Source organism: Enterobacter sp. 5-4 (assembly GCF_000612205.1).
GTDB classification, from domain to species: Bacteria; Pseudomonadota; Gammaproteobacteria; order Enterobacterales; family Enterobacteriaceae; genus Enterobacter; species Enterobacter roggenkampii.
In genome coordinates, this window is record NZ_JFHW01000026.1 from 212,935 (window position 1) to 237,851 (window position 24,917).

Below are 24,917 nucleotides of genomic sequence, written 5' to 3' on the forward strand. Positions count from 1 at the left end.
GGTTTAACCCGACCTTTTAAATATTCATCTGCCATTACAGGCGAAAACAATTAGCGACTACGGAAGACAATGCGGCCTTTGCTCAGGTCGTACGGGGTCAGTTCAACAGTCACTTTGTCGCCCGTCAAAATGCGGATGTAGTTTTTGCGCATTTTACCGGAGATGTGCGCAGTTACCACGTGACCGTTTTCCAGCTCTACGCGAAACATGGTATTAGGTAACGTATCAAGTACGGTACCCTGCATTTCAATATTGTCTTCTTTGGCCATCTAATCCTCTGGGGTATCACTACCAAGTTTTGAACCGGCAAGATAATGCCGAAATTCATCAATTAAGTAAAGAATTGCGCGTTTGAAACGCAGCAAAACAGTTTCGGCGCATTGCCCAAGCGTCACGGTACAACCGAACGGAAAGCGCATTCGTAAAGGGGATACAACAGGATAAACGTCAGGACGTTATCTGAAGCGAAGGTCCCAAACGGCGGCGGGGCAACAGGCAGAAGCTACTCTGCGGCATAATTATAACACCCTCACAAAAAATATGCGGAAAACATTTAGGCATTGGGCATAAAGAGCGTTCTCGGTATCCAGAAGTCGCGCGGGAGCTTTTCCTGACGACTGGCATCCAGATGCTCGATGTACTGGCGTCGCGGTATCTCAACGGCGCCGAGGGAAGCCGTGTGCTCATTGAGCACCTGACAATCGATCAGGCGTCCGCCGCGCTGGGCAAACGCCTGGCAGAAGACCAGCAGCGCCGTTTTCGAGGCGTTAACCGCGCGGGAGAACATCGACTCACCACAAAACAGCGTCCCCTGCGCCACGCCATACATGCCGCCGACCAGTGCTCCGCCGTCCCACACCTCAATGGAGTGCGCGTAGCCAAGCTCGTGAAGCTGGTGGTAAGCGGTAATGATATCGCGGGTTATCCATGTTCCCTCAAACCGGTCTTCGGCACAGCCTTCAATGACCTGACCAAAGGCGTGGTTCAGGGTGACGCGGTACGGTGATTTTGCATGGAAACGCTTCATGCTGCGGCTCAGGTGAAACTGCTCTGGCCACAGCACGGCACGCGGATCGGGAGACCACCATAAAATCGGGTCGCCGGGAGAAAACCAGGGGAAGATGCCGCGCTGGTACGCCATCAACAGCCGCGCAGGGCTGAGGTCACCACCAAGGGCCAGCAGCCCATTGGGTTCACGCAGCGCCCCTTCTGGAGAAGGGAACGCGATGTTATGACGAGAAAGCTGGACCAGGCGCATGACAGCAAAACTCCAGTACGCGAGTGAGGACGCTACAAATATAGTCTACAGACGCTGTTTAAACTGGAAGTAGCGACCCTGTTTCGCCAACAGCTCTGAGTGACTACCTTGCTCAATAATGTGTCCGTTGTCCATCACAATTATCCGATCAAAACTCGCCAGTCCGCGCAGGCGGTGCGTAACCATCAGGACGGTTTTACCGGTCATGACATTGGCCAGCAAATCAAGGATTTGGCTCTCGGTCGTGGCATCCAGCCCTTCGGTAGGTTCGTCAAGCAGCATCAGCGGCGCATCGTGCAGCAGCGCGCGCGCAATCGCCAGACGGCGCAGCTCTCCGCCGGAAAGCTGACGACCGCCTTCACCGAGCCAGCTGTTCAGTCCATCGCCCTCAAGCAGCTTATGCAGACCGACCTGTTCCAGCACGGCGCGAAGCGCATCATCAGAGGCCTCTGGCGCAGCCAGCAGCAGGTTATCGCGCAGGGTGGCGCTAAACAGATGCACCCGCTGCGGAACGACGCTGACGGTTTTGCGCAGGGCCTGCTCGCTGAAATCGGTCAGCAACGTATTATTAAAACAAATCTGACCGCGCTGCGGGTCCCAGGCGCGGGTCAACAGCTGCAGCAGCGTCGATTTACCGCAGCCGGTACGGCCGAGGATCGCAATCCGCTGGCCGGCATTCACAGAAAGGGTGATACCGTCCAGCGCGTTCTGCGCCTGTTTGTCATAGCTGAAGGTGACATCTTCAAGCGTCAGCGCAACCTGCTCAGGGACAACGGTCTGCCCGGCACTGAACGTGACTTCAGGCTCCTGCTCGGCAATCTGGGTGATGCGCAGGGCAGAGGCGATGACCTGTCCCAGATGCTGGAAGGCACCCGTCACCGGAGCCAGCGCTTCAAACGCGGCCAGCGCACAGAAAACGAAAAGGGCAATAAGCGGACCCGGCTGTGCGTTTCCCCCAATATCGCCGGAAGCCAGCCACAGCATGGCTATTACCGCCACGCCGCCGATCAGCATCATCAGCGCCTGAGAGAAGGCCGTCAGCTCCGACTGACGGCGCTGGGCCTCATGCCAGTTCAGCTCCGTACTTTCCATCCGCGCGCGGTAGCGCTTGCTGGCACCAAAAATGGTCAGCTCTGCCTGCCCCTGAAGCCAGGAGGTCAGCTGCTGGCGGTAGTCCCCGCGCAGACGCGTCAGGTTTTCCCCGGTGGATTTCCCGGCGCGGTAAAACAGCGGCGGCAGAACGATAAGCGTCAGCAGCATGATCCCGCCCAGCGTCAGCGCAACGGGGACATCCAGAACAGACAGCCCCAGCGTGACCACCACAATCACCACAAACGCGCCCACGATCGGGGAAATCACCCGCAGGTAAAGGTGATCCAGCGTGTCGACATCCGCCACCACGCGGTTAAGCAATTCACCCTGACGAAAACGCGCCAGCCCGGCAGGGGAGAGGGGCAGCAGTTTGCTGAAGGTATAGATACGCAGGTGCTGCAGCACGCGGAAAGTGGCGTCGTGGCTGACCAGCCGTTCGAAATAGCGTCCGGCAGTACGGGTGATGGCGGTACCGCGAACCCCGGCAGCCGGAAGCATATAGTTGAAGCTGTATAATCCGGCGAACCCCGCGACGGCCGAGGCCGACAGGAACCAGCCGGAAAGCGTGAGCAGGCCGATGCTGGCGAGCAGCGTGACAATCGCCAGCACAATCCCCAGCGTCAGCATCCATTTGTGGCGTTTATAGAGCGCAAGATAAGGCAGCAGAGCGCGCATCAGATATCCTCCTGACGGTTCGCCAGCAGGGTCGCAAATGGCCCCTGGGCGGCAACGAGAGAGGCGTAATCGCCTTGCTCAACAATACGGCCGTTTTCCATGACCCAGATCTGGTCCCAGTCGGCAATCCCTTCCAGCTGGTGGGTGACCATCAGGGTGGTTTGCTGCAGGGAGGCGGCGTTAAGCGCTTCCATTACGCGCTGCTCGCTGTGTGCGTCAAGGCTGGCTGCCGGCTCGTCCAGCAGCATTAGGTGGCATGGGTTAAGCAGCGCGCGGGCAACGGCCACACGCTGCGCCTGCCCGACCGACAGCCCGGCGGACTGGTCGCCGACTACGGTATCCACCCCTTGCGGCAGCAGCGGCAGAAATTCGCTGACCCAGGCGCGGTCGAGAACCGATTGCAGCTCATCTTCACGCGCATCCGGGCGCGCCAGAAGCACGTTTTCGCGCAGCGTAGCGGCGGGAAGCTGCGGGTTTTGGCCTACCCAGCTGAGCTGTTTACGCCAGGCGTCGGGGTCGAGGTTGCGCAGTTCGGTTTTGTTGATCCGCAGTGAACCCGTATAGGCCATAAAACCGGATAGCGCGTTCAGCAGAGAACTTTTCCCGGAACCGCTGATGCCGACAAGCACCACGCGTTGTCCGGCAGGTAAGGTAAAGTTCAGCGGACCGGCGAGCACTTTGCCTTCGGGCGACAGAATGGAAAAGTCCTGCGCTTCAATGGTCACGGAGTCTTTAGCATTCAGCGTTACATCACCGCGCTCCGGGTGGGCCAGCGGCGTTTCCAGGAACGTTTTCAGGCTATCGGCGGCGCCAACCGCCTGGGCTTTGGCGTGATAGAAGGTCCCCAGATCGCGAAGCGGCTGGAAAAACTCCGGCGCCAGGATCAGCGCCAGGAACCCGGCGGAAAGGGTCACCGCCGTGCCGTAATGGCCGAAATCCAGCGCGCCGAGGTAGGAGAAGCCGAAGTAGACCGCCACGAGGGCAATCGACAGTGAGGTAAAGAATTCCAGTACGCCGGAGGACAGGAAGGCGAGGCGTAACACTTCCATGGTGCGCTGACGGAAGTCCTGCGACGCCAGGCGAATATTTTCGGTTTCCGCTTCACCGCGGCCAAAAATGCGCAACGTCTCCATGCCGCGAAGGCGATCGAGGAAATGACCGCTCAGTCGACCCAGAGCCAGGAAGTTTCTGCGGTTGGCATCCGCTGCCCCCATCCCGACCAGCGCCATAAACAGCGGGATCAGCGGGGCGGTGCCCAGCAGAATCAGCGCTGCCATCCAGTTCACCGGGAAAATGGCGATCACGATCAGCAGCGGAACGAAGACGGCAAGGGCCATCTGCGGCAGATAGCGCGCGTAGTAGTCATGCATATCGTCAATCTGCTCAAGGATCAGCGTCGCCCAGCTACCGGCCGGTTTACCCTGGATCCACGCGGGCCCGGCTTCCTGAAGCCTGTCGAGCACCTGACGGCGGATCTCGTAGCGAATGTGCTGTCCGGCGTGAAAACCGACGCGCTCACGCAGCCACACCACCCAGGCGCGCAGGATAAAAATCAGGATCAGGACAATAAAGGGCAGCAGGAGCGCTTCGCGGGGAATGTTCTCCATGATCATGTGATTAAGAATGCGGGCCAGCAGCCATGCCTGGGCAACAATCAACAGACCGCTGATGAAACCCAAAATACGGGAAATCGTAAGCCAGCGGCGGGAAAGAACGCTTTGCTGTTTCAGCCAGCGTGTTAACTCTTGTTGACGGGTTTTTTCCATTGCGTACTTTGCAGGTGACGTTATAAGAAGTTGGGCAGCGCAATGTTACAACGGGGAGACAATAAAGGCGACTTATCGCCGCCTTTATTTACGTTTGTTACTGACTTGTAAAGATTATTTACCTTGTTCAGCCAGTCCATCGAGGTAGCGTTCAGCGTCCAGCGCGGCCATACAGCCGGTGCCCGCAGAGGTGATCGCCTGACGGTAAATGTGGTCCATTACGTCGCCGGCCGCGAATACGCCCGGGATGCTGGTTTGAGTCGCATTACCGTGAATGCCGGACTGCACTTTGATGTAGCCGTTTTCCAGCTCCAGCTGGCCTTCGAAGATCGCGGTGTTCGGGCTGTGGCCGATAGCCACGAACAGACCCGCCACTTCCAGCGTTTCGACGTTATCGGTGTTCTGGGTATCACGGATACGCAGACCGGCAACGCCCATCTGGTCGCCCGTCACCTCTTCCAGGGTGCGGTTGGTGTGCAGCACGATGTTGCCGCTTGCCACTTTATCCATCAGACGTTTGATCAGGATCTTCTCCGCGCGGAAGGTCTCGCGACGGTGGATCAGGTGCACTTCAGAGGCAATGTTGGCCAGATAAAGCGCTTCTTCCACCGCGGTGTTGCCGCCGCCGATAACCGCGACTTTCTGGTTGCGATAGAAGAAACCGTCGCAGGTTGCGCAGGCAGAAACCCCGCGGCCTTTAAACGCTTCTTCGGATGGCAGACCGAGATAACGGGCAGAGGCGCCGGTAGCGATGATCAGCGCGTCACAAGTGTATTCACCGCTGTCACCCGTCAGGCGGAACGGACGGTTCTGCAGGTCGACCTTGTTGATGTGATCGAACAGAATTTCGGTTTCGAATTTAGCGGCATGCTCGTGCATGCGCTCCATCAGCAGCGGCCCGGTCAGGTCGTTCGGGTCCCCTGGCCAGTTTTCCACTTCGGTAGTGGTGGTCAGCTGACCGCCTTTTTCCATACCGGTGATGAGTACCGGGTGCAGGTTAGCGCGTGCAGCGTAGACCGCCGCGGTATATCCCGCAGGTCCAGAACCAAGGATTAGCAGCTTACTGTGTTTGGCCGTGCCCATGAGATCCCCATTGTTGTTGGCAGACATTTGGCTGGATTGTAGGGAATTTGTTGCCGTAAAAAAAGAGCGCAGCAATTTTGATATCAATCTGTGTAATAGCCGTGGACGATGAATCGCGCGCGATAACATCACGCTTTCTTAAGAAAACCGGTCGTTTATAAGGCAATAAAATGAGGATTAATACCCTGTCGTAATGAATATCCGGCATGTTGTACTAAAAAACGATGTTTTGCTTTGACAATCCCCTGCGCTTTTGCGAAAACATTCAAGGAAGAAAAAAACCGCGTTAACCGTATGCCGCATAGGCATGCACGTAAATGCCATTTTTACCGGGTCAGTGAAATCTACGCATGGCGTGGACAGACGCCATGCGTGATGTCGGTGACAGCCTTCGGGCAACGGTCTTCTTACCAACAGAACCCGAATCCGCATCGCGTCTAATACAAAACCAGGCGATGTGATGACTAACGGGTACAGGCTCTGAACAGTGATGTGCACAGGGTCCAGGCAGGAGTAGGGAAGGAATACAGAGAGACAATAATAATGGTAGATAGCAAGAAGCGCCCTGGCAAAGATCTCGACCGTATCGATCGTAACATTCTGAATGAATTGCAAAAGGATGGGCGTATTTCCAACGTCGAGCTTTCAAAACGTGTGGGACTTTCCCCGACGCCGTGCCTTGAGCGTGTGCGCCGACTGGAAAGACAGGGTTTTATTCAGGGCTATACGGCTCTGCTGAACCCGCATTATCTGGATGCCTCACTTCTGGTATTTGTTGAGATTACTCTGAATCGTGGTGCGCCGGATGTGTTTGAGCAATTTAACGCCGCTGTACAAAAACTTGAAGAAATTCAAGAGTGTCATCTGGTGTCCGGTGATTTCGACTACCTGTTGAAAACCCGTGTGCCTGATATGTCCGCCTACCGTAAGCTGCTGGGGGAAACCCTGTTGCGTCTGCCGGGCGTGAACGACACCCGTACTTATGTGGTAATGGAAGAGGTCAAACAGAGCAATCGTCTGGTTATTAAGACGCGCTAACACGGAACAGGTGCAAAATCAGCGTAGTTTGATTACACTCCTGTTAATCCATACAGCAACAGTGCCGGGGAGTCCCGGCGCTGTTGTCCGTTTTAGCAAACAGGCAGGATATGCCTGATACCTGGAGAGCCTTTCTTGAGCCAGGAATACACTGAAGACAAAGAAGTCACACTATCGAAGCTAAGCAGCGGACGTCGTCTCCTCGAGGCTTTGCTGATTGTTATTGCCCTTTTTGCCGTCTGGCTGATGGCAGCCTTACTCAGTTTCAACCCCTCTGATCCCAGCTGGTCACAAACTGCATGGCATGAGCCTATCCATAATTTAGGCGGTGTCCCCGGTGCCTGGCTTGCGGACACGCTGTTTTTCATTTTCGGTGTGATGGCCTACACCCTTCCCGTCATTATCATTGGCGGATGCTGGTTTGCGTGGCGTCATCGTCAGAACGATGATTACATCGACTATTTCGCCGTCTCGCTGCGCCTGATTGGCGCGCTGGCGCTGATTCTCACTTCCTGCGGGCTGGCAGCGATCAATGCGGATGATATCTGGTACTTCGCCTCTGGCGGGGTAATCGGCAGTTTATTAAGTTCCGCGCTTCAGCCGATGCTGCACAGCAGCGGCGGCACGCTGGCGCTGCTGTGCATCTGGGCCGCCGGGCTGACGCTGTTTACCGGCTGGTCCTGGGTGAGCATTGCCGAGAAAATTGGCAGCTTTATCCTCACCATTCTGACCTTCGCCAGTAACCGTACCCGTCGTGACGATACGTGGGTGGATGAAGACGAATACGAAGATGAAGAGGAAGACGACGCGCCTGTGCAGCGTCGCGAGTCTCGTCGTGCCAGAATTCTGCGCGGTGCGCTGGCGCGTCGCCAGCGTGTTGCTGAGAAATTTGCCAACCCGCTGGGCCGTAAAACCGATGCGGCGCTCTTCTCCGGTAAACGCATGGATGAAGACGAGCAGGTTGAGTACCGTGCCGCAGGTACCGCCGTCGATCCTGATGATGTGCTTTTTTCCGGTAGCCGTGCCACGCCGGGTGACTTCGACGAATACGATCCACTGTTGAACGGCCACTCGGTTACCGAGCCGGTTGCGGCTGCCGCCGCCGCGACGACCGCTGCGCAGGCGTATGCCGCGCCTGTCGACGCCGTGATGCCATCCGCGCCGGTCCCGCCGCCGGAATCCGTTATTCAGCAACCTCAGGTTGACTGGCAGACTGCGCCGGGTGTTCATACGCCGGAGCCCGTTATTGCGCCTGAACCTGAAAGTTACATCCCCGTGCAGCAGGAACAGTGGCAGCAGCCTTATCAGCCGCCGCAGCCTGAGTATGCACCGCAGCAATATCAGCAGCCAGTGTCCCAGCCTTATCATGAGTACGTGCCTGAACCCGTTGAACCTGTGCAGCCTTACGTTGCACCGCAGCCTGAACCTGAGCCTGAAATCGTGGAAGAGGTGAAGCCTGCGCGTCCACCGCTGTACTATTTCGAAGAAGTCGAAGAGCGCCGTGCGCGTGAACGCGAACAGCTGGCCGCCTGGTATCAGCCTGTGCCTGAACCGGTGCAGGAGCCGGTTACGAAGGCGCCTTCTGTTCCGCCGGTCGACCCGACGCCTGCTGTAGCACCCGTAGCGGAAGGCGTTAAGCAGGCTACTGCGGCCGCAGCAGCAGCGGCACCGGTCTTTAGCCTGGCAACAGGGGGCGCACCGCGTCCTCAGGTGAAAGAGGGGATTGGTCCGCAACTGCCTCGTCCTAACCGCGTCCGCGTGCCAACCCGCCGTGAGCTTGCTTCTTATGGCATCAAGCTGCCTTCCCAGCGCATGGCTGAAGAAAAAGCGCGCGAGTCTGAGTACGACGATGATGCTGATGAAATGCAGCAGGACGAGCTGGCCCGCCAGTTCGCTGCGCAACAAAATCAGCGCTACGGTCAAGACTATCAGCACGACGAACCTGCGCTAGAAGACGACGATGATGCGGCAGAAGCCGAATTAGCGCGCCAGTTTGCGGCAACGCAGCAGCAGCGTTACTCCGGTGAACAGCCGGCAGGGGCAAATCCGTTCTCACTGTCGGACTTTGAATTCTCGCCGATGAAAGATCTGGTGGATGATGGCCCAAGCGAGCCTTTATTTACCCCGAGCGTGATGCCGGAAGCTGAGCCTGTGCGCCAGCAGACACCATCTACCTACGCACAGCAACCTGTTCAACAGCCGTATGTGCAACCACAGCAGCCGCAGCAACAGCAGTTCCAGCAGCCTGCGCCACAGCCGCAGGAGAGCCTGATTCACCCGCTGCTGATGCGTAACGGTGACAGCCGTCCGCTGCAGCGTCCAAGCACGCCGCTGCCGTCGCTGGACCTGCTGACGCCGCCGCCAGCTGAAGTCGAGCCGGTTGATACATTTGCGCTGGAGCAGATGGCCCGTCTGGTTGAAGCCCGTCTGGCTGACTTCCGTATCAAGGCGGACGTCGTGAACTACTCGCCGGGTCCGGTGATCACCCGTTTTGAACTGAACCTGGCGCCGGGCGTAAAAGCCGCGCGTATTTCCAACCTGTCCCGCGACCTGGCGCGTTCGCTGTCAACCGTGGCGGTGCGCGTGGTGGAAGTGATACCGGGCAAACCGTACGTTGGTCTTGAGCTGCCGAACAAGAAACGTCAGACCGTCTACCTGCGTGAAGTGCTGGATAACACCAAGTTCCGTGATAACCCATCTCCACTGACCGTGGTGCTGGGTAAAGATATCGCTGGCGATCCGGTGGTGGCAGACCTCGCAAAAATGCCTCACCTGCTGGTCGCGGGTACCACCGGTTCCGGCAAGTCCGTCGGTGTGAACGCCATGATCCTCAGCATGCTCTATAAAGCGCAGCCGGAAGATGTGCGTTTCATCATGATCGACCCGAAAATGCTCGAATTGTCGGTCTATGAAGGTATTCCACATCTGCTGACTGAAGTGGTCACCGACATGAAAGACGCCGCCAACGCCCTGCGCTGGAGCGTGAATGAGATGGAACGCCGCTACAAGCTGATGTCTGCGCTGGGCGTGCGTAACCTGGCCGGCTATAACGAGAAAATCGCCGAAGCGGCGCGCATGGGCCGTCCGATTCCGGATCCGTACTGGAAGCCGGGTGACAGCATGGATGCCCAGCATCCGGTGCTGGAAAAACTGCCTTATATCGTGGTGCTGGTCGACGAATTCGCTGACCTGATGATGACCGTCGGTAAGAAAGTGGAAGAGCTGATTGCCCGTCTGGCGCAGAAAGCGCGTGCGGCCGGTATTCACCTTGTGCTGGCGACCCAGCGTCCTTCCGTAGACGTTATCACCGGTCTGATTAAAGCGAACATCCCGACGCGTATCGCCTTTACCGTATCAAGTAAAATTGACTCCCGTACCATTCTTGACCAGGGCGGTGCAGAGTCGCTGCTGGGAATGGGTGACATGCTCTATTCCGGGCCGAACTCCACCTCTCCGGTGCGTGTTCACGGCGCGTTCGTGCGCGACCAGGAAGTGCACGCGGTCGTGCAGGACTGGAAAGCGCGCGGTCGTCCGCAATACGTCGATGGCATCACCAGCGATACGGAAAGCGAAGGCGGCGGCGGTGGCTTTGACGGCGGTGAAGAGCTGGATCCGTTATTCGATCAGGCGGTGAATTTCGTTACCGAAAAACGTAAAGCGTCTATCTCCGGCGTACAGCGTCAGTTCCGCATCGGCTATAACCGCGCTGCGCGCATTATCGAGCAGATGGAAGCGCAGGGCATTGTGAGCGAGCAGGGGCATAACGGTAACCGCGAGGTGCTGGCTCCGCCACCGTTTGATTAACCTTTCGCGATTGCAAAGAAGGGTAAATCAGCCAAAATTAAGCATTTTCTTCTGTCGCCTGCCTCCGGGCAGGTCCAGAATAGAAGTCGGAAACCCCATATCGGGAAGACGTATTTTAAGGAATAACAATGAAAAAAATCGCCATCGCCTGTGCATTACTCACCAGTTTTGTCGCCAGCAGCGTCTGGGCTGATGCAGCCAGCGACCTTAAAAGCCGACTGGATAAAGTAAGCAGCTTCCACGCCAGCTTCACGCAGAAAGTGACGGACGGCAGCGGCAACGCGGTGCAGGAAGGTCAGGGGGACTTGTGGGTAAAACGGCCAAATCTGTTTAACTGGCACATGACCCAGCCGGATGAGAGCATCCTGGTGTCTGACGGTAAAACCTTATGGTTCTACAACCCGTTCGTTGAGCAGGCTACTGCGACCTGGCTGAAAGATGCCACCAGCAATACGCCATTTATGCTGATTGCCCGTAACCAGGCCAGCGACTGGCAGCAGTACAATATTAAACAGACGGGTGACGAGTTTGTCCTGACGCCGAAAGGCAGCAACGGCAACCTGAAGCAGTTCACCATCAATGTCAGCACCAACGGTACCATTAATCAGTTCGGCGCGGTTGAGCAGGACGATCAGCGCAGCAGCTATCAGCTCAAATCTCAGCAGAACGGCGCCGTTGATGCATCGAAGTTCACCTTTACCCCGCCGAAGGGCGTAACGGTGGACGACCAACGCAATAAGTAAGAGGCGTGAGTGGGCAATCTGTCGCTCGATTTTTCAGATAACGCGTTTCAACCTCTGGCCGCCCGTATGCGGCCAGAAAATTTAGCGCAGTACATCGGTCAGCAGCACCTGCTGGCTGCCGGTAAGCCCTTGCCGCGCGCCATTGAGGCGGGGCATTTGCACTCCATGATCCTCTGGGGCCCCCCAGGCACCGGCAAGACTACGCTTGCAGAAGTGATTGCCCGTTATGCCAACGCGGACGTTGAGCGTATCTCAGCGGTGACGTCCGGCGTGAAGGAGATCCGTGAGGCTATCGAGCGTGCACGTCAGAACCGCAACGCCGGACGCCGCACCATTCTTTTTGTCGACGAAGTCCATCGCTTCAACAAGAGCCAGCAGGATGCCTTCCTGCCGCATATTGAAGACGGCACGATCTTCTTCATTGGGGCGACTACCGAAAACCCGTCGTTTGAGCTGAACTCGGCGCTGCTTTCCCGTGCGCGCGTTTATCTGCTCAAATCGCTGACGACTGAGGATATCGAAAAGGTTCTCACTCAGGCGATGGACGACAAATCGCGCGGCTACGGCGGGCAGGATATCGTTCTGCCTGACGAGACGCGTCGTGCGATTGCCGAGCTGGTTAACGGCGATGCGCGTCGGGCGCTGAACACGCTGGAAATGATGGCCGACATGGCCGAGGTCGACGATGCCGGCAAGCGGGTGCTAAAACCGGAACTGCTCACCGAAATTGCCGGGGAACGCAGCGCGCGTTTCGATAATAAAGGTGACCGTTTTTACGATTTGATTTCGGCGCTGCATAAGTCCGTGCGCGGTAGCGCGCCGGATGCGGCGCTGTACTGGTATGCGCGCATTATTACTGCGGGTGGCGATCCGCTATACGTCGCGCGCCGCTGTCTGGCGATTGCCTCAGAAGATGTCGGCAACGCCGACCCGCGTGCCATGCAGGTCGCGCTGTCGGCCTGGGATTGTTTCACCCGGGTTGGACCTGCGGAGGGCGAGCGTGCCATTGCGCAGGCGATTGTCTATCTGGCCTGTGCGCCGAAAAGCAATGCCGTCTATACCGCGTTTAAGGCCGCGATGTCTGACGCACGCGAACGCCCGGACTACGATGTACCGGTTCATCTGCGTAATGCGCCGACCAAACTGATGAAAGAGATGGGGTATGGGCAGGAATACCGCTACGCTCATGATGAACCCAATGCCTACGCTGCCGGGGAGGAATATTTCCCGCAGGAGATGGCACAAACGCGCTATTATCACCCCACAAACAGAGGTCTTGAAGGCAAGATTGGTGAAAAGCTCACCTGGCTCGCCGGACAGGATCAAAATAGCCCTATAAAACGCTACCGTTAGTTCAATCGTTGCGGTAATGTTGGCAATTGTATCCTTGTGACCGCAGGCTGTGGTCACATTTCCTATTTTAATTCGATAAGCACAGGATAAGCATGCTCGATCCCAATCTGCTGCGTAATGAGCCAGACGCAGTCGCTGAAAAACTGGCACGCCGGGGCTTTAAGCTGGATGTAGATAAGCTGCGCGCTCTTGAAGAGCGTCGTAAAGTACTGCAGGTACAAACTGAAAATCTGCAGGCAGAGCGTAACTCTCGATCGAAATCCATCGGCCAGGCGAAAGCGCGCGGGGAAGATATTGAGCCATTACGCCTGGAAGTGAACAAGCTGGGTGAAGAACTGGATCAGGCGAAAGCTGAACTGGATGTTCTTCAGGCCGAAATTCGTGATATTGCCCTGGCTATCCCGAATATTCCTGACGACAGCGTGCCTGTCGGCAAAGATGAAAACGACAACGTTGAAGTGAAACGCTGGGGTACGCCTCGTGAGTTTGACTTCGAGGTGCGCGACCACGTGACGCTGGGCGAAATGCACGCGGGCCTGGATTTTGCGGCAGCGGTTAAGCTGACCGGCTCTCGCTTCGTGGTGATGAAAGGCCAGATTGCCCATCTGCACCGCGCGCTGGCGCAGTTCATGCTGGATCTGCACACCGAGCAGCATGGCTACAGCGAAACCTACGTGCCGTATCTGGTCAACCACGATACGCTGTACGGTACGGGCCAGCTGCCGAAATTTGCCGGCGACCTGTTCCATACCCGTCCGCTGGACGAGGAAGCAGACAGCAGCAACTACGCGCTGATCCCAACCGCGGAAGTGCCGCTGACTAACCTCGTGCGTGATGAGATCATCGACGAAGACGACCTGCCAATCAAACTGACGGCGCACTCTCCGTGCTTCCGTTCTGAAGCAGGATCTTACGGTCGCGACACGCGCGGTCTGATCCGCATGCACCAGTTCGACAAAGTTGAGATGGTGCAGATCGTCCGTCCTGAAGAATCCATGGACGCGCTGGAAGAGATGACCGGCCACGCGGAGAAAGTGCTGGAGCTGCTAGGTCTGCCATACCGTCGTATGGCGCTGTGCACCGGTGATATGGGCTTTGGTGCCTGCAAAACCTTCGATCTGGAAGTGTGGGTACCTGCGCAGAACACCTACCGTGAGATCTCCTCCTGCTCTAACGTCTGGGATTTCCAGGCGCGCCGCATGCAGGCACGTTGCCGCAGCAAATCTGATAAGAAAACCCGTCTGGTGCATACCCTGAACGGTTCTGGCCTGGCTGTGGGCCGTACCCTGGTTGCCGTGCTGGAAAACTATCAGCAGGCAGACGGTCGTATCGAGATCCCTGAAGTGCTGCGTCCATACATGAAAGGCCAGCAGTACATCGGCTAATAATTTGTCTTAAAACAAAAAAGCGCCTCAGGGCGCTTTTTTTATGCCTTTGGTTTGATACGACGCAATAACCTCTCCCTCTAAAGTAGTAATACTCCTTCGAATGAAAGTCAGCATAAAAAGCTGATAACGATAATATTCGTTATATATAAAACTACATAGCGGTTTGCGCCGCCTCTCTTTTCTTTGTGAGCAACCAAAGTGAGTCTCTATGAAAATCAACGCGCCTGAAGCATTAATGGCTGCCGAGGTCACTCGCCGTGGGTTGATGAAAACCACGGCAATAGGCGGCCTGGCCGTAGCCAGTAGTGCCTTCACGCTCCCTTTTACCCGACTGGCGTCGGCGGCAGATGCTCTGTCTCCGGCCACTTCGCCGGAAAAAGTGGTGTGGAGTGCCTGTACCGTTAACTGCGGTAGCCGTTGTCCGCTGCGTATGCATGTGGTGGATGGCGAAATTAAATATGTCGAAACCGACAATACCGGGGACGATAACTACGAAGGGTTACATCAGGTTCGTGCGTGTTTGCGTGGTCGCTCCATGCGTCGCCGCGTCTATAATCCGGACCGCCTGAAATATCCGATGAAGCGTGTCGGTAAGCGTGGGGAAGGGAAGTTCGAGCGGATTAGCTGGGATGAAGCCTACGATATCATCGCCACCAATATGCAGCGCCTTATTAAAGAGTACGGCAACGAATCCATCTACCTGAACTACGGTACCGGGACGCTCGGCGGCACGCTGACCCGTTCCTGGCCGCCGGGGAAAACGCTGGTGGCGCGCCTGATGAACTGCTGCGGCGGTTATCTCAATCACTATGGCGACTACTCCTCGGCGCAGATCGCAGCGGGACTGAACTACACCTACGGCGGCTGGGCGGACGGCAACAGCCCGTCAGATATCGAAAACAGCAAGCTGGTCGTGCTGTTCGGTAACAACCCGGGTGAAACCCGCATGAGCGGTGGTGGAGTAACCTACTACCTCGAACAGGCTCGCGCCAAATCCAATGCCCGCATGATCATCATCGATCCGCGCTATACCGACACCGGTGCCGGACGTGAAGACGAGTGGATCCCAATACGTCCGGGTACCGATGCGGCCCTGGTCTCCGCGCTGGCGTGGGTGATGATCACCGAGAACCTCGTCGATCAGCCTTTCCTGGATAAATACTGCGTCGGCTATGACGAGAAAACCCTGCCAGCCAGCGCACCGGCAAACGGACATTACAAAGCTTACATTCTCGGTCAGGGTAGCGACGGCGTGGCAAAAACGCCGGAGTGGGCGTCCACCATCACCGGCATCCCGGCAGAGCGTATCGTTCAGCTGGCGCGTGAGATTGGCTCAGCCAAACCAGCTTACATTAGCCAGGGCTGGGGTCCGCAGCGTCATGCGAACGGTGAAATTGCGACCCGAGCCATTTCCATGCTCTCCATTCTGACCGGCAACGTCGGTATTCACGGCGGTAACACCGGCGCGCGTGAAGGCTCATATGAAGTGCCGTTTGAACGTATGCCAACGCTGGATAACCCGGTTCAGACCAGCATCTCCATGTTTATGTGGACCGATGCGATTGAACGTGGCCCGGAAATGACCGCCCTGCGCGACGGCGTGCGCGGTAAGGACAAGCTGGACGTGCCGATCAAGATGATCTGGAACTACGCCGGCAACTGTCTCATCAACCAGCACTCTGAAATCAACCGCACCCATGAAATCCTGCAGGACGACAAGAAGTGCGAGATGATTGTGGTGATCGACTGCCACATGACCTCCTCGGCAAAATATGCCGATATCCTGCTGCCGGACTGCACCGCCTCTGAGCAGATGGATTTCGCGCTGGACGCCTCCTGCGGCAACATGTCCTACGTGATCTTTACCGACCAGGCGATTAAACCGCGCTTCGAGTGCAAAACCATTTATGAGATGACCTCTGAACTGGCGAAACGTCTAGGCGTTGAGCAGCAGTTCACCGAGGGGCGTACTCAGGAAGGGTGGATGCGCCATCTGCATGAACTCTCCCGTAAGGCAATTCCTGACCTCCCTGACTTTGATACCTTCCGCAAGCAGGGGATGTACAAACAGCGCGATCCGGAAGGACACCACGTGGCGTACAAAGCGTTCCGTGAAGATCCGCAGGCGAACCCGCTGACCACGCCGTCGGGCAAAATCGAAATCTATTCCGAAGCGCTGGCAAAAATTGCCTCCACCTGGGAGCTGCCGGAAGGGGATGTTATCGATCCGCTGCCGATCTACACGCCGGGCTTTGAAAACTATAACGATCCGCTGACGGCGAAATTCCCGCTGCAGCTGACCGGCTTCCACTATAAAGCGCGTGTTCACTCCACCTACGGTAACGTCGACGTGCTGAAAGCCGCCTGCCGCCAGGAGATGTGGATCAACCCGATGGACGCGAAAGCGCGCGGCATCAGCAATGGCGATCGCGTGCGCATCTTCAACGGTCGCGGCGAGGTGCATATTGAAGCCAAAGTCACCCCGCGCATGATGCCCGGCGTGGTGGCGTTAGGGGAAGGGGCCTGGTACAGCCCGGATGCCAACCGCATCGACCAGGCAGGCAGTATTAACGTACTGACCACACAGCGTCCGTCGCCGCTGGCGAAGGGTAACCCATCCCACACTAACCTTGTCCAGGTTGAAAAGGTTTAAGGAGTAACCGATGACAACTCAGTATGGATTTTTTATTGATTCCAGCCGTTGTACCGGGTGCAAAACCTGCGAGCTGGCCTGCAAAGATTACAAAGACCTGACGCCGGACGTGAGCTTCCGTCGCATCTACGAATACGCCGGGGGCGACTGGCAGGAAGATAACGGCGTCTGGCATCAGAACGTCTTTGCGTATTACCTGTCAATTGCCTGTAACCACTGTGAAGATCCCGCTTGTACAAAAGTCTGCCCGAGCGGGGCGATGCACAAGCGAGAAGACGGTTTTGTGGTGGTGGATGAAGATGTCTGCATCGGCTGTCGCTACTGCCATATGGCCTGTCCGTACGGCGCGCCGCAGTACAACGCCGCTAAAGGCCACATGACCAAATGCGACGGCTGCCACACCCGCGTAGCGGATGGCAAAAAGCCAATCTGCGTCGAGTCCTGTCCGCTGCGCGCGCTGGACTTCGGTCCTATTGAAGAGCTGCGTCAAAAACACGGTCAGCTTGCCGCCGTGGCACCGCTGCCGTCTGCGCACTTCACGAAGCCGAGTATTGTGATTAAACCTAACGCCAACAGCCGTCCTACAGGTGACACCACCGGCTACCTGGCAAATCCGAAGGAGGTGTGAGATGGGAAGTGGATGGCATGAATGGCCGCTGATGATCTTCACGGTCTTTGGTCAGTGCGTAGCGGGCGGCTTCATTGTGCTCGCGCTGGCGTTGTTGAAAGGTCGTCTCAATGCTGAACAGCAGCAGCGCCTGGTGTTGAGTATGTTTGGCCTGTGGGTGCTGATGGGGATCGGCTTTATCGCCTCTACGCTGCACCTGGGTTCGCCGATGCGCGCGTTTAACTCCCTGAACCGCGTGGGGGCCTCATCACTGAGTAACGAGATTGCCAGTGGCGCAATTTTCTTTGCCGTCGGTGGGCTAGGCTGGCTGCTGGCCGCTATGAAGAAGTTGCCTGCGGGTCTGCGCAGCCTGTGGCTGATTGTGACCATGGTGCTGGGCGTAGTGTTCGTGTGGATGATGGTGCGTGTCTATAACACCATCGATACCGTCCCCACCTGGTACAGCGTCTGGACGCCAATGAGCTTCTTCCTGACGATGTTTATCGGCGGGCCGCTGCTGGGCTACCTGCTGCTGCGCGTGGCGGGTGTCGACGGATGGGCAATGCGTCTGCTGCCCGCTGTTTCGCTGCTGGCGCTGGTAGTGAGTGCTATAGTCGCCCTGATGCAGGGTTCTGAACTGGCAACCATTCACAGCTCTATTCAGCAGGCCTCTGCCCTGGTGCCGGACTACGGTGCGCTGATGGCCTGGCGTATCGTTCTGCTGGTCGCCGCGCTGGTATTCTGGATTGCCCCTCAGCTCAAAGGATATCAGCCGGCGCTGCCGCTGCTGTCACTGGCTTTTGTGCTGGTACTGGCGGGTGAACTGATTGGTCGCGGCGTGTTCTACGGGTTGCATATGACCGTTGGTATGGCTGTCGTCAGTTAACGTTTCATTTGGTTATATCAAGCCGGGCCAGAGTGCCCGGCTTTTTCTTTTTTCGATCATGAAATTTTTCGACTGTCGTTTTGTTTTAATTTCCCCCATTAATAAATGAAAACAGAGACATAATTAATATCTATAGCAGGCGTGGCATTAGCAGGATAAGTTTTTTAAATCGACAGAGAACATATTGTGCGAGGCGGCTAAATCAGTGGATTGACTTTGTTTTTGCCAGTGGCATGATGCGCACGAAATCTGAACTTCCTCACGGTTTTTAATCCATGACCACCTATACCCGGCCAGTGCTGCTGTTGCTCTGTGGCCTGCTTTTGTTGACCCTGGCGATCGCAGTGTTAAATACGCTCGTCCCGCTGTGGCTCGCCCATGAAAACTTACCGACCTGGCAGGTGGGTATGGTCAGCTCGTCCTTTTTTACCGGCAACCTTCTTGGAACCCTGGTGACCGGGAGCCTGATTAAGCGCTTTGGCTTTAACCGCAGCTATTATCTGGCCTCGCTGATTTTCGCCGCCGGATGTGCGGGGCTGGGCCTGATGGTCGGCTTCTGGAGCTGGATGGCATGGCGCTTTATCGCCGGTGTTGGCTGCGCGATGATTTGGGTGGTCGTTGAAAGTGCGCTGATGTGCAGCGGCACCTCCCGCAACCGCGGACGCCTGCTGGCTGCCTACATGATGGTTTACTATGTCGGCACCGTGCTGGGACAACTGATGGTGAGCAAGCTGCCAACCGACCTGATGAGCGTTCTGCCGTGGGTAACGGGCATGGTGCTGGCCGCAATCCTGCCGCTGCTCTTTACCCGCATTGTGAACCAGAACAGTGAACACCAGGAAGCAACCCACGTCTGGCCCATGCTGAGACTGCGTCAGGCCCGTCTGGGCGTTAACGGCTGCATTATCTCGGGGATTGTCCTCGGCTCGCTCTATGGCCTGATGCCGCTTTATCTGAACCATCAGGGCGTCAGCGACTCCGGAATTGGCTTCTGGATGGCGGTGATGGTGAGTGCGGGTATTGTTGGACAATGGCCAATTGGCCGTCTGGCTGATCGCTTTGGCCGTCTGCTGGTGCTGCGCGTTCAGGTCTTCGTGGTGATCATGGGATGCCTCGCCATGCTCAGCAATGCCGCGATGGCACCCGCGCTGTTTATTCTTGGAGCGGCAGGTTTTACGCTTTATCCGGTCGCGATGGCGTGGGCCTGTGAGAAAGTTGAGCATCACCAGCTCGTGGCAATGAACCAGGCGCTTTTACTGAGCTATACCATCGGCAGCTTATTAGGGCCGACGTTTACCGCGATGCTGATGCAAAATTATTCCGACAATTTACTGTTTATCATGATCGCCAGCGTGTCGTTTATTTATCTCTTAATGCTGCTGCGTAAAGCGGGCGAACATCCAACGCCTGTGGCACACGCCTGATTAAATAAAAGCCTGTCATCGACAGGCTTTTTTGTCCCTGTCACATATAAGACTTTTACGTATTGTTTGTTTTTCCCCCCTGGCGATAATTCAAATGAGTTCTACCACTAAAAGGCAACAATCATGTCTATACGTCGTTTTTCCACTACCGCACTTGCCGTAGTGTTGTCTTTAACGTTTGCAACGGCTCCGGTCATGGCTAATCCTGGCAACGGGAACGGCGGTGGTCACGGAAACGGTGGCGGACAAGGTAATGGCGGCAATCATGGTAACGGGAATTCTGGTAACTCCGGTAACCATGGTAATAAGCAAAATAACGGACAGGATAACCCTGGAAAATCGGATAAGAACTTCAAAAACAGCAAAGATGTCGGTAATGACGTTGATGCTCGCGTGAGCTTCGATCATGTCCGTCATCTTGCCGTGAATTACGGCTTAACGGGCTATAAGTCACTGCCCCCGGGGATCGCAAAAAACCTGGCGCGCGGTAAACCACTGCCTCCGGGTATTGCGAAGAAGGCCGTTCCGGCCTCAATGCTGGACCAGCTTCCTTCCTATCCCGGCTACGAATGGCGCGTAGTGGGTGACGACCTGGTCTTAATTGCGCTGAGTACTGCGATTGTGACTTCCGTTATTAACGGCGTCTTTAAATAGAATAAAAAAGGCCCGGTTCTCACCGGGCCTTTTCTTTAATACATCACTTTGTGACCGTACTGTTCAAGAATACCTTTGACGCGTTCCATCGTCTCTTTTTTCGGCGGCTTCACGCCATCAAGCTTGTACTCTTCACCCATGGCCACCCATTTATGTTTACCCAGCTCGTGATAGGGCAGAAGCTCGATTTTCTCGACGTTGCCCATGTCGCGGGTAAATTCTCCCAGGCGGTGCGCGGAGTCGTCGTCATCTGACCAGCCAGGAACAACCACGTAGCGGATCCAGGTTTTGATGCCCTTGTCGGCAATGTATTTGGCAAACTCCAACGTGCGGTGGTTGGAGACGCCCACCAGATTCTGGTGGATCTCATCATTCATCTGTTTGAGATCGAGCATCACCAGATCGGTCACGTCGAGCAGTTCATCAATCACCGGATCGTAGCGACGTACAAAGCCGTTGGTGTCGAGGCAGGTATGAATGCCTTCTTTATGGCAGGCGCGGAACCAGTCGCGGACAAACTCAGCCTGAAGAATGGCTTCACCGCCGGACGCGGTCACACCGCCGCCGGAGGCGTTCATAAAGTGGCGATAGGTCACCACCTCTTTCATCAGATCGTCGACGGTGACTTCTTTACCGCCGTGCGTGTCCCAGGTGTCGCGGTTATGGCAGTACAGGCAGCGCATCAGGCAGCCCTGGAAAAAGGTGATAAAGCGGATACCCGGGCCATCGACGGTGCCACAGGATTCAAAGGAGTGAATACGACCAATAGTTGACATTGCGGTGATATCTCCATCATCGGCCCGTCCGGGGCCTGTGTATGCACAGCTCAAAGCCGGCTGTGTTAAGTCTGTTTTGGCTGTTATCCATTCAGTATAGATAGCGGACAAAAGAGACTGAGGTGGAGAGGGTGCTAAAAAGGCCCCACTGACGTGGAGCCTTTATTGTACGCTTGTTAACGCGTGATTTCAGTCAATTCCACTTACATGGACTGAGTGAAAGTACGGGTGATAACGTCCTGCTGCTGTTCTTTAGTCAGGGAGTTAAAACGTACTGCGTAGCCAGATACACGGATGGTCAGCTGAGGATATTTCTCAGGATGTTCCATCGCGTCGAGCAGCATTTCACGGTTCATGACGTTCACGTTCAGGTGCTGACCACCTTCGATGGACGCTTCGTGGTGGAAGTAACCATCCATCAGACCCGCGAGGTTAGTTTTACGCACTTCGTCGTCTTTACCCAGCGCATTTGGCACGATAGAGAAGGTGTAGGAGATACCATCTTTCGCGTAAGCAAACGGCAGTTTAGCGACAGAAGTCAGAGAGGCAACCGCACCTTTCTGGTCACGACCGTGCATTGGGTTTGCACCTGGGCCGAATGGCGCGCCAGCACGACGACCGTCTGGGGTGTTACCGGTTTTCTTACCATACACAACGTTAGAGGTGATGGTCAGAACAGACTGAGTCGGGATAGCGTTACGGTAGGTAGTCAGTTTCTGAATTTTCTTCATGAAACGTTCTACCAGGTCAACCGCCATGTCATCAACGCGAGAATCGTTGTTACCAAACTGCGGATATTCGCCTTCGATTTCGAAGTCGATAGCCAGACCGTCTTCGTCACGAATTGGTTTAACTTTCGCATATTTGATTGCAGACAGGGAGTCAGCAGCAACGGACAGACCTGCGATACCACACGCCATGGTGCGGATAACGTCACGGTCGTGCAGCGCCATCAGAGAGGCTTCGTAGCTGTACTTGTCGTGCATGTAGTGGATAACGTTCAGCGCAGTGACGTACTGTTTCGCCAGCCAGTCCATGAAGTGGTCCATGCGTTCCATGACTTCGTCATAGTTCAGCACATCACCTTTGATCGGCTCAGACTTAGGACCAACCTGCATTTTCAGTTTTTCATCAACGCCGCCGTTGATTGCGTACAGCATGGTTTTCGCCAGGTTTGCACGCGCACCGAAGAACTGCATTTGCTTACCAACAACCATTGGGCTTACGCAGCAAGCGATAGCGTAATCGTCGTTGTTGAAGTCCGGACGCATCAGGTCATCGTTCTCGTACTGCAGAGAAGAGGTGTCGATGGACACTTTAGCGGCGAATTTCTTGAAGTTCAGAGGCAGTTTTTCAGACCACAGAACGGTGATGTTCGGCTCCGGAGAAGGACCCATGGTGTACAGGGTATTCAGGAAGCGGAAGCTGTTTTTGGTCACCAGAGTACGGCCGTCAACGCCCATACCGCCGATGGATTCAGTTGCCCAGATTGGGTCACCGGAGAACAGCTCATCGTATTCAGGGGTACGCAGGAAGCGAACCATACGCAGTTTCATGACCAGGTGGTCAATCATTTCCTGAGCGTCTTGCTCGGTGATTTTGCCTGCTTTCAGGTCACGTTCGATATAGGCATCCAGGAAGGTGGATACGCGACCGAAGGACATTGCTGCGCCGTTCTGAGATTTAACTGCGGCCAGGTAGCCGAAGTAGGTCCACTGGATAGCTTCCTGAGCGTTGGTAGCAGGACCAGAGATATCGCAGCCGTATTTAGCAGCCATCTCTTTGATCTGACCCAGCGCGCGGTGCTGTTCAGCGATTTCTTCACGCAGACGGATAGTCGCTTCCAGGTTTACGCCGTTTTCCAGATCGGACTGCAGGGAAACAAACTGCGCGTACTTGTCTTTCATCAGGAAGTCGATACCGTACAGCGCAACGCGACGGTAGTCACCGATGATACGGCCACGGCCATATGCATCTGGCAGACCAGTCAGAACGCCAGATTTACGGCAGTTCAGAATGTCTTTGGTGTAAACATCGAATACGCCCTGGTTGTGGGTTTTGCGGTATTCGGTGAAGATTTTTTTCAGCATTGGGTCCAGCTCGCGGTTATACGCTTTGCATGAACCTTCAACCATTTTAATACCACCGAACGGGATGATTGCGCGTTTCAGTGGTGCTTCAGTCTGCAGACCAACGATTTTCTCAAGGGCTTTGTTGATATAGCCAGCATCGTGAGAAGTGATGGTGGAAGCAACGGAGGTGTCAAAATCAACTGGCGCGTGAGTGCGGTTTTCCAGTTTAACGCCTTCCATTACGCTGTCCCACAGCTTGGTGGTCGCGTCAGTTGCGCCAGCCAGGAAGGATTCGTCACCTTCATACGGGGTATAGTTTTTCTGAATGAAGTCACGTACGTTTACTTCATTCTGCCAGTCACCTTTCGCAAAACCTTCCCAGGCTGTGGCTAACTTTTCATTAAGCTCGGACATGTAACACCTACCTTCTTAAGTGGATTTTTTATTTACTGCCTGAGAAAACCATCAATGATGATCGTCGCCACGCAGGTAAATGACCCAGTATGTCAACCCAACTAACAGACCCCCACCGATAATGTTCCCGATAGTGACAGGGATCAGGTTATCAGTAATGAAATTCATAATAGTCAGGTGTGAGAAACTTTCCGGGGATGAACCAACTGCGGTCCAGAACTCCGGGCTCGCAAAGTCGCGGATAACAATGCCCATTGGGATCATGAACATATTGGCGATACTGTGCTCAAAGCCGCTGGCAACAAACATCGCAACCGGCAGAACCATAATTAAGGCTTTGTCCATCAGGCTACGACCCGAGTAGCTCATCCATACAGCCAGGCAGACCATCAGGTTAGCGAGGATGCCGAGAGCAACGGCTTCGATAAATGTGTGGTGCATTTTGTGGTCGGCGGTTTGCAGGACGTTAAGGCCCCAGCCACCGTTGGCGGTCATGTACTCGCCAGAAAGCCACATCAACAAAACAAAGAGCAGACAACCAACCAGGTTACCCACGTAAACATTAAGCCAGTTACGTGCCAGCTGACCCCAGGTAATTCTTCCGCTCGCCTTTGCCACGACAATCAGCACCGTTGAGGTGAAGAGGTCGGCGCCGCAAATGACGCAAAGAATCAGACCCAGTGAGAAACAAATGCCGCCAATCAGTTTGGCCATGCCGAAAGGCATTCCGGCAGTACCGGTGGTGGCGGTGATGTAGAAGACGAAAGCGATAGAGATGAACACACCAGCCGTGATCGCCAGATAGAACGTCTTCATCGGGTGTTTCGTTGCTTTATAGACACCTGCTTCTTCGGCAACTTTGGCCATCGCAGCAGGGAGTAAAAGATCAAAAGGGTTGTCAGCTTTCACACTAACTCTCTCTTTATTAAGTCGGCGACGAGATACTAACAAAGCATTATAGAAGAGAAATTGATATAGATCATATCTCGCCTGGCTTATAGGCCCGCAATGTGTATGGATTTACAGCAAATGCGGAGTAAGTATTTGATTATCCGTATAAAAATAAATTTTAAAAGTTATGAAAAGAGTTGAATTTTTTCGTTCGGCCACCTCTTTATCAGTTAATTAATATGGAGTATTAACCATAAAAAGTAACAGTAAAGCCCAGATCAATATTATTATATTTACCCGTGTTTAACTTTATTATTACAATCAACAATCATTGCCGAAG

At 55.3% G+C, this 24,917-nt stretch carries 18 protein-coding genes and 1 pseudogene; 10 read left to right on the forward strand and 9 right to left on the reverse strand.

All coding sequences use genetic code 11. The features are described from left to right. Positions 1 to 50: 50 nt before the first annotated feature. The 6 genes and pseudogenes from infA to trxB form a co-directional block, all read right to left on the reverse strand. The gene (infA, locus tag AA74_RS0117755) at positions 51 to 269 is read right to left on the reverse strand and encodes a translation initiation factor IF-1 (RefSeq protein WP_002211347.1); all 219 of its coding nucleotides are present in this window, start codon (positions 267 to 269) and stop codon (positions 51 to 53) included. Beyond that, a pseudogene (locus AA74_RS1000000123820) lies at positions 197 to 370 on the reverse strand (hypothetical protein); the annotation flags it as partial. The pseudogene AA74_RS1000000123820 and the gene infA, both read right to left, overlap by 73 nt. Before the next feature lie 183 nt (positions 371 to 553). After that, on the reverse strand, positions 554 to 1,258 hold the full coding sequence (gene aat, locus AA74_RS0117760; protein WP_008499991.1) for a leucyl/phenylalanyl-tRNA--protein transferase: 705 nt from the start codon (positions 1,256 to 1,258) through the stop codon (positions 554 to 556). Positions 1,259 to 1,303: 45 nt separating this feature from the next. Next, positions 1,304 to 3,025, reverse strand: a complete 1,722-nt coding sequence (cydC, locus tag AA74_RS0117765; RefSeq protein WP_025912928.1) for a cysteine/glutathione ABC transporter ATP-binding protein/permease CydC — start codon at positions 3,023 to 3,025, stop codon at positions 1,304 to 1,306. After that, positions 3,025 to 4,791 (reverse strand): cysteine/glutathione ABC transporter permease/ATP-binding protein CydD, encoded by a 1,767-nt coding sequence (gene cydD / locus AA74_RS0117770; RefSeq protein ID WP_025912929.1) that lies wholly within the window; start codon positions 4,789 to 4,791, stop codon positions 3,025 to 3,027. Before cydD ends, cydC begins: the two co-directional genes overlap by 1 nt. Before the next feature lie 114 nt (positions 4,792 to 4,905). After that, on the reverse strand, positions 4,906 to 5,874 hold the full coding sequence (gene trxB, locus AA74_RS0117775) for a thioredoxin-disulfide reductase (RefSeq protein ID WP_021240886.1): 969 nt from the start codon (positions 5,872 to 5,874) through the stop codon (positions 4,906 to 4,908). A 543-nt stretch (positions 5,875 to 6,417) separates the two neighbouring features. Between trxB and lrp the strand changes: the two genes are divergently transcribed. The 10 genes from lrp to AA74_RS0117825 all read left to right on the forward strand — a co-directional run bounded on the left by lrp (position 6,418) and on the right by AA74_RS0117825 (position 20,424). Next, positions 6,418 to 6,912 (forward strand): leucine-responsive transcriptional regulator Lrp, encoded by a 495-nt coding sequence (gene lrp, locus AA74_RS0117780; protein WP_000228469.1) that lies wholly within the window; start codon positions 6,418 to 6,420, stop codon positions 6,910 to 6,912. 135 nt (positions 6,913 to 7,047) lie between these two features. After that, positions 7,048 to 10,716: a DNA translocase FtsK 4TM domain-containing protein gene (locus AA74_RS0117785; protein ID WP_025912930.1), complete on the forward strand. Its 3,669-nt coding sequence runs from the start codon at positions 7,048 to 7,050 to the stop codon at positions 10,714 to 10,716. Positions 10,717 to 10,844: 128 nt separating this feature from the next. Then, positions 10,845 to 11,459, forward strand: a complete 615-nt coding sequence (gene lolA / locus AA74_RS0117790) for an outer membrane lipoprotein chaperone LolA (protein ID WP_021240884.1) — start codon at positions 10,845 to 10,847, stop codon at positions 11,457 to 11,459. 9 nt (positions 11,460 to 11,468) lie between these two features. Beyond that, a complete protein-coding gene (rarA, locus tag AA74_RS0117795; protein WP_008499984.1) occupies positions 11,469 to 12,812 on the forward strand; it encodes a replication-associated recombination protein RarA in 1,344 nt (447 codons plus the stop codon). A gap of 92 nt (positions 12,813 to 12,904) precedes the next feature. After that, positions 12,905 to 14,197, forward strand: coding sequence for a serine--tRNA ligase (gene serS / locus AA74_RS0117800; protein WP_008499983.1), 1,293 nt, complete (start codon positions 12,905 to 12,907; stop codon positions 14,195 to 14,197). Positions 14,198 to 14,408: 211 nt separating this feature from the next. Continuing rightward, the gene (gene dmsA / locus AA74_RS0117805) at positions 14,409 to 16,853 is read left to right on the forward strand and encodes a dimethylsulfoxide reductase subunit A (RefSeq protein WP_025912931.1); all 2,445 of its coding nucleotides are present in this window, start codon (positions 14,409 to 14,411) and stop codon (positions 16,851 to 16,853) included. Between the two features lie 10 nt (positions 16,854 to 16,863). Then, positions 16,864 to 17,481 carry a DMSO/selenate family reductase complex B subunit gene (locus AA74_RS0117810; protein WP_021240882.1) on the forward strand — a complete coding sequence of 206 codons (618 nt, stop codon included), beginning with the start codon at positions 16,864 to 16,866 and terminating at the stop codon, positions 17,479 to 17,481. A 1-nt stretch (position 17,482) separates the two neighbouring features. Beyond that, the gene (locus AA74_RS0117815; protein WP_025912932.1) at positions 17,483 to 18,346 is read left to right on the forward strand and encodes a dimethyl sulfoxide reductase anchor subunit family protein; all 864 of its coding nucleotides are present in this window, start codon (positions 17,483 to 17,485) and stop codon (positions 18,344 to 18,346) included. A gap of 275 nt (positions 18,347 to 18,621) precedes the next feature. Continuing rightward, positions 18,622 to 19,770, forward strand: coding sequence for an MFS transporter (locus tag AA74_RS0117820; protein ID WP_008499979.1), 1,149 nt, complete (start codon positions 18,622 to 18,624; stop codon positions 19,768 to 19,770). A 123-nt stretch (positions 19,771 to 19,893) separates the two neighbouring features. Then, entirely contained in the window at positions 19,894 to 20,424 is a 531-nt protein-coding gene (locus AA74_RS0117825) for an anti-virulence regulator CigR family protein (RefSeq protein WP_025912933.1), read from the forward strand. Positions 20,425 to 20,459: 35 nt separating this feature from the next. On the opposite strand, the gene pflA is transcribed toward AA74_RS0117825, so the two are convergent. The 3 genes from pflA to focA all read right to left on the reverse strand — a co-directional run bounded on the left by pflA (position 20,460) and on the right by focA (position 24,595). Further along, positions 20,460 to 21,200, reverse strand: a complete 741-nt coding sequence (pflA, locus tag AA74_RS0117830) for a pyruvate formate lyase 1-activating protein (RefSeq protein ID WP_025912934.1) — start codon at positions 21,198 to 21,200, stop codon at positions 20,460 to 20,462. A gap of 203 nt (positions 21,201 to 21,403) precedes the next feature. Then, positions 21,404 to 23,686, reverse strand: a complete 2,283-nt coding sequence (gene pflB, locus AA74_RS0117835; RefSeq protein ID WP_008499975.1) for a formate C-acetyltransferase — start codon at positions 23,684 to 23,686, stop codon at positions 21,404 to 21,406. Between the two features lie 51 nt (positions 23,687 to 23,737). Next, entirely contained in the window at positions 23,738 to 24,595 is an 858-nt protein-coding gene (gene focA / locus AA74_RS1000000123475) for a formate transporter FocA (protein WP_008499974.1), read from the reverse strand. Between the last annotated feature and the right edge of the window lie 322 nt (positions 24,596 to 24,917).

Coding starts and splice junctions, on each gene's coding strand:
- infA (WP_002211347.1), bottom strand. CDS start 269: ATGGCCAAAGAAGACAATATTGAAATGCAGGGTACCGTACTTGATACG.
- aat (WP_008499991.1), bottom strand. CDS start 1,258: ATGCGCCTGGTCCAGCTTTCTCGTCATAACATCGCGTTCCCTTCTCCA.
- cydC (WP_025912928.1), bottom strand. CDS start 3,025: ATGCGCGCTCTGCTGCCTTATCTTGCGCTCTATAAACGCCACAAATGG.
- cydD (WP_025912929.1), bottom strand. CDS start 4,791: ATGGAAAAAACCCGTCAACAAGAGTTAACACGCTGGCTGAAACAGCAA.
- trxB (WP_021240886.1), bottom strand. CDS start 5,874: ATGGGCACGGCCAAACACAGTAAGCTGCTAATCCTTGGTTCTGGACCT.
- lrp (WP_000228469.1), top strand. CDS start 6,418: ATGGTAGATAGCAAGAAGCGCCCTGGCAAAGATCTCGACCGTATCGAT.
- lolA (WP_021240884.1), top strand. CDS start 10,845: ATGAAAAAAATCGCCATCGCCTGTGCATTACTCACCAGTTTTGTCGCC.
- serS (WP_008499983.1), top strand. CDS start 12,905: ATGCTCGATCCCAATCTGCTGCGTAATGAGCCAGACGCAGTCGCTGAA.
- dmsA (WP_025912931.1), top strand. CDS start 14,409: ATGAAAATCAACGCGCCTGAAGCATTAATGGCTGCCGAGGTCACTCGC.
- AA74_RS0117810 (WP_021240882.1), top strand. CDS start 16,864: ATGACAACTCAGTATGGATTTTTTATTGATTCCAGCCGTTGTACCGGG.
- AA74_RS0117815 (WP_025912932.1), top strand. CDS start 17,483: ATGGGAAGTGGATGGCATGAATGGCCGCTGATGATCTTCACGGTCTTT.
- AA74_RS0117820 (WP_008499979.1), top strand. CDS start 18,622: ATGACCACCTATACCCGGCCAGTGCTGCTGTTGCTCTGTGGCCTGCTT.
- AA74_RS0117825 (WP_025912933.1), top strand. CDS start 19,894: ATGTCTATACGTCGTTTTTCCACTACCGCACTTGCCGTAGTGTTGTCT.
- pflA (WP_025912934.1), bottom strand. CDS start 21,200: ATGTCAACTATTGGTCGTATTCACTCCTTTGAATCCTGTGGCACCGTC.
- pflB (WP_008499975.1), bottom strand. CDS start 23,686: ATGTCCGAGCTTAATGAAAAGTTAGCCACAGCCTGGGAAGGTTTTGCG.